5 protein-coding genes are annotated in these 6,000 nt (G+C 75.7%); 4 read left to right on the top strand and 1 reads right to left on the bottom strand.

The genetic code is table 11. From position 1 onward, the window contains the following. Positions 1-70 precede the first annotated feature (70 nt). The 3 genes from ACFPZN_RS50395 to ACFPZN_RS50385 are packed head-to-tail and all read left to right on the top strand — an operon-like array spanning position 71 to position 3,561. Entirely contained in the window at positions 71-640 is a 570-nt protein-coding gene (locus ACFPZN_RS50395) for a PH domain-containing protein (RefSeq protein WP_378291372.1), read from the top strand. Further along, positions 637-2,307 (top strand): PH domain-containing protein, encoded by a 1,671-nt coding sequence (locus ACFPZN_RS50390; RefSeq protein ID WP_378291365.1) that lies wholly within the window; start codon positions 637-639, stop codon positions 2,305-2,307. Before ACFPZN_RS50395 ends, ACFPZN_RS50390 begins: the two co-directional genes overlap by 4 nt. Positions 2,308-2,346: 39 nt before the next feature. Further along, a complete protein-coding gene (locus tag ACFPZN_RS50385; RefSeq protein WP_378291363.1) occupies positions 2,347-3,561 on the top strand; it encodes a cytochrome P450 in 1,215 nt (404 codons plus the stop codon). Between the two features lie 4 nt (positions 3,562-3,565). Here ACFPZN_RS50385 and ACFPZN_RS50380 read toward each other — a convergent pair whose 3' ends face one another. After that, the gene (locus ACFPZN_RS50380; protein ID WP_378291361.1) at positions 3,566-4,597 is read right to left on the bottom strand and encodes an SAM-dependent methyltransferase; all 1,032 of its coding nucleotides are present in this window, start codon (positions 4,595-4,597) and stop codon (positions 3,566-3,568) included. A gap of 130 nt (positions 4,598-4,727) precedes the next feature. On the opposite strand from ACFPZN_RS50380, the gene ACFPZN_RS50375 reads away from it, so the two are divergent. After that, positions 4,728-5,951, top strand: coding sequence for a sensor histidine kinase (locus ACFPZN_RS50375; RefSeq protein WP_378291359.1), 1,224 nt, complete (start codon positions 4,728-4,730; stop codon positions 5,949-5,951). The last annotated feature ends 49 nt before the right edge of the window (positions 5,952-6,000 follow it).

The raw sequence follows: 6,000 nt of genomic DNA, 5'->3' as shown, positions 1-6,000 counted from the left end.
CGGCCCGCCCCCGCCCGGACCGCCGGCGTCCCCGCCGGGCGCCACCGCGCAACCGGGCGTGCCGCCGCACATGGTGACTTCGGCGGACGGCCCCGTCCCCGGCGCGCCGGTCGCCGCGGGCGGCTACCAGGCCGCCCCCTCCTACCCGGCGGACCAGGCGTTCGCCCCCGGCGCAGGGCTGTCCTGGTCGCACATCTCCAGGCGCTTCACCTGGCACCGCGGCGTCACGGCCACGCTGACGGCCGTGCCGGTGGGCCTGGTCGGGGCGTTCGTGGTGTTCCGCGGCAGCGGCACGCTCGGGACGGTGCTGTGGGCCGCCGCCGTCCTGCTGTCGGTCGTGCTGGCCTGGATCGTGGCCGAGCTGGCCTTCCGCTCGCACGGATACGCCGAGCGCACCGACGACCTCATCGTGACGCAGGGCGTGTTCGTCAAGCGGCTGATCGTCGTGCCGTACGGGCGGATGCAGTTCGTCGACGTCACCGCGGGGCTGCTGGAGCGGTGGATGGGCATCGCGACCGTGCGGATGCACACCGCCGCGGCCGCGACCGACGCCCTGATCCCCGGCCTGCCCGCGCACGAGGCGGCCCAGCTACGCGACCGCCTCGCCCAGAAGGGCGAGCAGCGGAGCATGGGCTTGTGAGCGCCCCTCCGCCGGGACCGCCGCCCGGACCGCCGCAGGGAGGGCCGTACGGGCCGTACAACCAGCCGCAGGGGCCGTACAACCAGCCGCGCGGGCCCTACGGGCAGCCCCAGGTCCCCTACAGGCACCCGCAACCGCCGTACGGCCAGCCGCAACCGCCGTACGGCCAGCCGCAACCGCCGTACGGTCAGCCGCAGCCGCCCTACGGGCCGTACCGGCCGTACCGGCCGTACGGGCCCCACGGGCAGCCGGGCTACGGGCAGCAGCCGGGCTACGGGCAGCCGGGCGGTCCGGGTTACGGGCAGCCGCCCGCGGGATATCCGCCCGCGCCGCCGCCGGTGCGGTTCTCCGAGGGCACGCACCGGTTGCACTGGGCGACCGCGCCGCTGCGCGCGTTCGTCATCCTGATCATCTACTTCGTGCTGCTGGGCTTCCCGCTCCTGCTGACCCAGACGAGCCGCGGGGTCGCGCTGGTGCTCTCGCCCGAGGTCCTGCTCCGGTTCGTGGTGGTGACCGTGCCCGTCATGGTCGTCGCCGTGGTCGCGGGGCTGTGGGGCTGGCTGGCGCTGCGGTTCCGCGTGGACGGCGACGACCTGGTGGTGGAGACCGGGCTGCTGCGCAAGCGCAAGCGCCGCATCCCGCTGTCGCGCGTCCAGGCGATCGACCTGGTCCGCCCGCTGGTGACCCGGGTGTTCGCGCTGGCCGAGGTGCGGGTGGAGCTGGCGGGCGGTGAGCAGAGCGAGATCGCGCTGCGTTACCTGGGGCGGCACGCCGCCCAGCAGTTGCGGGCCGAGTTGCTGGCCCGCGCCGCAGGGCTGCCCGGCCACACGCCCGAGGCGCCCGAGCGGCCGCTGTGGCGGGTTCCGTTCGGGGCGCTGTTCGGGTCCCTGGTGCTGAAGCTGCCCGTCCTGGGGACGCTGCTGCTGTTCCTCGGCTCGCTGTTCTTCATGTTCTTCCTCGTGGAGGGCGGGCTGCTGGTCGTGCTGGTGCTGACGCTGCTGGGGCTGATCAGGGGCGTGCTGGCGCCGCTGGTCACCTACGCCAACTGCACCGTCGCGATGTCGCCCGACGGGGTGCGGCTGCGGTACGGGCTGCTGGAGACCCGGATGCAGACGCTGCCGCCGGGCCGGGTGCAGGCGGTCGGGATCGTGGAGCCGCTGCTGTGGCGGTCGTTCGGCTGGGCGCGGCTGGACGTGACGGTGGCCGGGTACGCGGGCGAGCGGCAGGCGCTGTCGTCGGTGCTGCTGCCGCTGGCGCCCCGGCATGTGGCGGTGTACCTGGCCGGGCAGATCTTCCCGGGCGCCGACGTGGACGCGGTGCCGCTGCTGCCCGCCTCGTCCCGTGCGGTCGCGCTGGAGCGAGCGGACGGCGCTGGCACCGATGACGTGGTCTTCGTGACCCGGCGCGGGATGCTGTGCCGGCGGACGGACGTGATCGCGCACGCCCGGGCGCAGAGCGTCCGGCTGACGGTCAACCCGCTGCAGCGGATGCTGGGGCTGGCGACGGTGCACGTGGACGCCCCGCCCGGCCCGGTGCAGGTGGCCGCGGCCGATCGCGATCTAGGGGAGGCACGGGCGATCGTGGAGTCGACGGCGCGGCGGGCGCAGGCCGCACGCCGGTCGGCGTCCGGCGATCCGGGCCGCTGGGCCGCCCGCGAGGCCCGCTGACGCCCGCCGTCCGCGGCACGGCGGGCCTATCGTCGCGGTATGAGTGATTTGGCGGCTTATGACCCTTGGTCCGCGGGCTTCGTGGCCGACCCCTACCCCGCGTTCGCGGCGCTGCGGGCCGACCGGCCGGTGTTCTTCCACGAGCCCACCGGCCAGTGGGTGGTCTCCCGGTACGCCGACGTGGACGCGCTGCTGCGCGACCGCAGGCTCGGCCGTACCTACCTGCACGTGGCGGGCCACGAGGAGTTCGGCCGGGAGCCGGACGCGGACTTCCTCAAGCCGTTCTGGGACCTGATCCGCGCCGGGATGCTGGACGTCGAGCCGCCCGTGCACACCCGGCTGCGGCGCCTGGTGTCCAAGGCGTTCACGGCCCGGATGGTCGAGGGGCTGCGCCCGATGATCCGCGCGCTGGCCGAGGAGCTGGCCGGGGCGCTGGCGGCCGGGGGCGGCGGCGATCTGGTGGCCGAGCTGGCCGAGCCGCTGCCGGTGAACGTGATCGCCGAGATGCTGGGGGTGCCCGCCGAGGACCGGCCGCTGCTGCGTCCCTGGTCGGCCGACATCTGCGGGATGTTCGAGCTGAACCCCTCGGAGGAGGCGCAGCGCACCGCCGTCCGCGCCGCCGTGGAGTTCTCCGGCTACCTGCGCGGGCTGGCGCGGGCGCGCCGGGACGTCCCGCGCGACGACCTGATCAGCGCCCTGGCCCAGGTGGTGGACGAGGGCGGCGACCGGCTCACCGAGGACGAGCTGATCGGCACCTGCGTGCTGCTCCTCAACGCCGGGCACGAGGCGACCGTCAACGCCACCGGCAACGGCTGGTGGTCGCTGTTCCGCAACCCCGGCGAGCTGGCCCGGCTCCGCGCCGACCGCGCGCTGGTGCCCACCGCGGTCGAGGAGCTGATGCGCTACGACACCCCGGCGCCGATGTTCGAGCGGTGGGTGCTGGAGGACGTCGAGGTCGCGGGGGCCGTCATCCCGCGCGGCGCCGAGATCGCGCTGCAGTTCGCCTCGGCCAACCGGGACCCGGAGGTCTTCGCCGACCCGGGCCGCCTTGACCTGGCCCGCGACCCGAACCCGCACATCGGCTTCGGGCTGGGCGTCCACTACTGCCTGGGGGCTCCGCTGGCCCGGATCGAGCTGGCCGAGTCGTACGGGGCGCTGCTGCGGCTGGCCCCCGGGATGCGGCTCGCTCAGGAGCCGGAGTGGAAGCCGGGGTTCGTGCTGCGCGGCCTGAAGGCGCTGCACGTCGAGATCTGATCGTTCACGTCGGTATGCGGGCCGGGGCCTCCGCGAGCCGGGCCAGGGGGGACGGGACCGGGATGCCGGCGGTCTGGACGAGCCAGCCGAAGCCGCCCAGCCCGCCGGGGTCGATGAGCTCGGCGTCCTCGCCCGCGGCCCCGAGCGCGACCAGGTACCCGCCCGGGTCGCGGCGGGCCAGCTCCAGGGGCGGGCGCGCGCCGGTGAGCCCGAGCGCGCGCAGCGCGGCGCGCTGGGTGGTGAGGAGCGTCCCGGTCGCCCCGGCGGCCTGGCCGGCGACGGCGCAGGCGTCGAGGGCGACATGGGCGGTGACGTCGCAGGAGCCGTCCGGGACGGCGGGCACGGTGGCGCCGTCGCGGTAGCCGGTGAGCGTGCCGTACACGGGACGGGACGCGCGGACGTGGGAGTAGTCCATCGCCACCGCCAGCCCGCCGCGCAGCCGGCGGACGACCGCGGCCCAGGCGGCGCAGCGCGGGCCGCCGATCTCGGCGCGGTCGCCGGTCTCGCTCAGCGGCCACCAGCGCTCCATCCAGTCGGCGTCGGAGGCGGAGGGCGGCGGGCCGTGGCTCTCGGCACCGGTGGCCGGGTCGACCAGGACGGTGCGCGGCCCGTCGGGGGTGCGCTCGACGACGTCCAGCGGCACGTTGTCCAGCCACTCGTTGGCGATGACCATGCCGGTGATCTCGCGGGGGATGCGGTCGCGCCAGCGCACCCGGGCGGGGGTCCCGGCGGGGCGCGGGGCGATCTCGACGGCGGTGAGGTCGAGCCGCGCGGCCAGTCCGGGCGGGACGGCGGCGGTGACGCCGGTGAGCAGCCCGCCGCCCCCCGCGCCGACGTCGACCAGGTCGAGCCGGTCGGGGTGGCCGAGCGCGGCGTCGACCTCCACCAGCACCCGGGCCAGGGCCGCGGCGAAGCGGCCGGAGATGTGCACGGAGGTGCGGAAGTGCTCCACCGGGCGCTCGCCGCGCCGGTAGAAGCCGTCCGGCCCGTACAGTGCCCGCTCCATCGCGGTCTGCCACGTCAGCAACGCGCCCACGCCAGCGACGTTACCCGCCCGGGCCCCCGGGCGCGGCCATCCTCGGGCCATCTTGGGCCATCCTCGGGGCGTACGCGGGTCAGACTCGAGGCGGATCCGGGGACGATCGCGCTGAAAGTACGCTTCCGGGATGGGCGGCAGACTCCGGGCGCGGTGGCGCGGCGTGCGGCCACTGGTGGACGCCCTCCGGGTGCGGCCGCTGGTGGACGCTCTGCGCTCGCGCCCGCTGGTGGACGCGTTCCTGGCGGCGCCGCTGGCCTTCTATTCGCTGAGCGGGCTGGTGTTCGACACGACCGCGATGCCCAAGCCCGAGTACGTGGTGTGGTGCGCCGGGCTGCTGGCGCCGCTGGTGCTGCGGCGCACGTACCCGCGCGCCGCGTTCGCCTTCATCTGCCTGGTGTCGTTCGCGCAGGTGGTGGTGAAGGTCATCCCGATGACGCCGAACCTGGCGCTGCTGATGGGGCTGTACACGATCGCGGCCGGGCCGTCGTTCCGGTGGGGCGTGGCGGCCGCGCTGGTGACCGAGCTGGGCGTGTTCGTCGCGGTGTTCCGGTACGTGGGCGGGTGGGGCGACCAGCGGTACGGCCTGGCCCTGATGTCGGTCATCGTGGCCGGGGTGTGGCTGCTCGGGCTGCACATGCGGACGCGGCGGGCGTACCTGCGCTCGGTGGAGCTGCGGGCGGCGCGGCTGGAGCGGGAGCGGGACGCCGAGGTGCAGGTCGCCAAGGCGGACGAGCGGGCCAGGATCGCCCGGGAGCTGCACGACGTGGTGGCGCACAACGTGAGCGTGATCGTGGTGCAGGCGGACGGCGCCTCGTACGCGATCGACACCGACACCGCGCGGGCCCGGCAGGCGCTGGAGACGATCTCGGCGACCGGGCGGACCGCGCTGGCGGAGATGCGCCGGATGCTGGGGGTGCTGCGGGAGGGCGACGACGCCGGGTCGTACGCGCCGCAGCCGGGCGTGGCGCAGCTGGCCGAGCTGGTGGAGCAGATCCGCGGGTCGGGGCTGCCGCTGGAGTTCGAGGTCGAGGGCGTCCCGCTGGAGATGACGGAGGGGCGGCAGCTGACGGTGTTCCGGATCGCGCAGGAGGCGCTGACCAACACCCTCAAGCACGCGGGCCCGCGCGCCACCGCGCGGGTTCTGCTGCATTACGGCGACGAGGCGATCGAGATCCGCGTCACCGACGACGGACGGGGCGCCGCGGCGCGCGGTGACGGGCGGGGGCACGGGCTGGTGGGGATGCGGGAGCGCGCCGCGGTGTACGGCGGCGAGGTGACGGCGGGTCCGCGGCCCGGCGGCGGGTTCGAGGTGGTCGCGCGGATTCCGGTACGCGAGGAGGTGCGCAGGTGAGCTGGGGCGCGACGGGCGCGGGCAGAGGCGCGGGCACGGGTGCGGACGG

Origin of the sequence: Actinomadura rugatobispora (assembly GCF_042656285.1) — a bacterium.
GTDB classification, from domain to species: Bacteria; Actinomycetota; Actinomycetes; order Streptosporangiales; family Streptosporangiaceae; genus Spirillospora; species Spirillospora rugatobispora.
This window is presented reverse-complemented; position numbering and strand designations above follow the sequence as displayed.